Origin of the sequence: Thiolapillus sp., assembly GCF_048562965.1 — a bacterium.
Taxonomy (GTDB): domain Bacteria; phylum Pseudomonadota; class Gammaproteobacteria; order Chromatiales; family Chromatiaceae; genus Thiolapillus; species Thiolapillus brandeum_A.
In genome coordinates, this window is sequence record NZ_JBHNMF010000840.1 from 1 (window position 1) to 1260 (window position 1260).

Genomic DNA, 1260 nt, shown 5'->3' on the forward strand with positions numbered 1-1260 from the left:
ATGACTGGACGCCGCGTTCGGAGGCCTACTTTGTTTTCCCTCTGGCGCAAGGCACGCCGGGAAAACAGTGCGGCCTCGCGGCTACTGGGGTCTACCAGCCTTCGCTTCGCTCTCCATGGCTGGCAGCGGATGATATTCATGAAATACAACGTGAGCATGATGAACAACAAAGCCAGTGGGAACGTCAGATAGCGGTCGCTCAATACGCTTGCCTTGCTTGGCAACAGGGGTACATTCAGCACGGGGAAAATAGCCACAACGAAGGCAAGAAAGACAAGCGCTAATTTGCTTTTTTTCATCACGGCCGCCAGTATTGCGACTGCTACCAGAAAAACGGTCAACCATGTCCCAAAGTCCGTACTGCCCTAGGATCTGAACTCGTGTACAGGTGAAATGGTAAAAAAGGGAAAAATTACGATTTGCAGATAGTGGTAAAGCGCCTTCGCCAACAGCAGAAAATCGGACGATGCAGGAGATGCATCACTGGTGGAAACCAGATAGCCCAGCGCAAGATATCGCATGAAAACATATCCGAGGCCGCCCAGGAAAATCCCCGAATAGGTCGCCATGCGTGTTGAAAACCCACTAATTTTATCCCTGTATCCGCTCCAGTCCAGAAACAGGTGAAACAGCAATAAAGAAAACAAAAAGGAAGCAGCCATTTCTTTCGACATGGCAGCGAGAGAGTAGAAGAACAGCGCCAGGAAGAACTTGCTCCAGAACTTCCTGGCGCGCAAATCACAACGAATCAGCATCAGCAGAAAAAAGGTCACAAAAAGATCGAACTGCGCCGATATCCATACAGTACTTTCTATCAAAGCCGGGTGGCTGAGATACAACAGAGCTCCAGCCAAAGCATACACAGGTACTGTCTTCTCACCAGGGCTACTTGTGAGTATATTGATGATGGAATAGACCAGCAGTCCATTCAACAAGGCTACCAACAGACTGACGGCATGAAGCCAAATGGGGCGCCGACAACCAGCGCAACTCCGAATGAATGAGAGCCACCCCGAGTGGACGATAGTAGTTATCCAGATATGACGCTGTGGTAAACGCTTTTACCAGAAAATCTTCCTGAAGATACCAGCCATAGGAGAGCAGGTAGTGCTTGTCATCCCATACAAAGCCAAAGCCGGTAGCCTGACCATACAACAAAAGCCAAAAGCAAACCAAGCGTGTCTTCGGCCTCGTGATAGATTTTGGGACATCCCAGTCCCCAAAATCGACTCGGCCTTTGACAACCTATTTGTGCCCCAG

Annotated in this window: 2 protein-coding genes; one reads left to right on the plus strand and one right to left on the minus strand. The window is 49.7% G+C overall.

The genetic code is table 11. From position 1 onward, the window contains the following. On the plus strand, positions 1 to 284 hold a 284-nt coding region (locus ACOCD2_RS20525), incomplete at its 5' end, for a hypothetical protein (protein ID WP_419624437.1). An 81-nt stretch (positions 285 to 365) separates the two neighbouring features. Here ACOCD2_RS20525 and ACOCD2_RS20530 read toward each other — a convergent pair. Beyond that, a complete protein-coding gene (locus tag ACOCD2_RS20530) occupies positions 366 to 932 on the minus strand; it encodes a hypothetical protein (protein ID WP_293650308.1) in 567 nt (188 codons plus the stop codon). Positions 933 to 1260 lie beyond the last annotated feature (328 nt).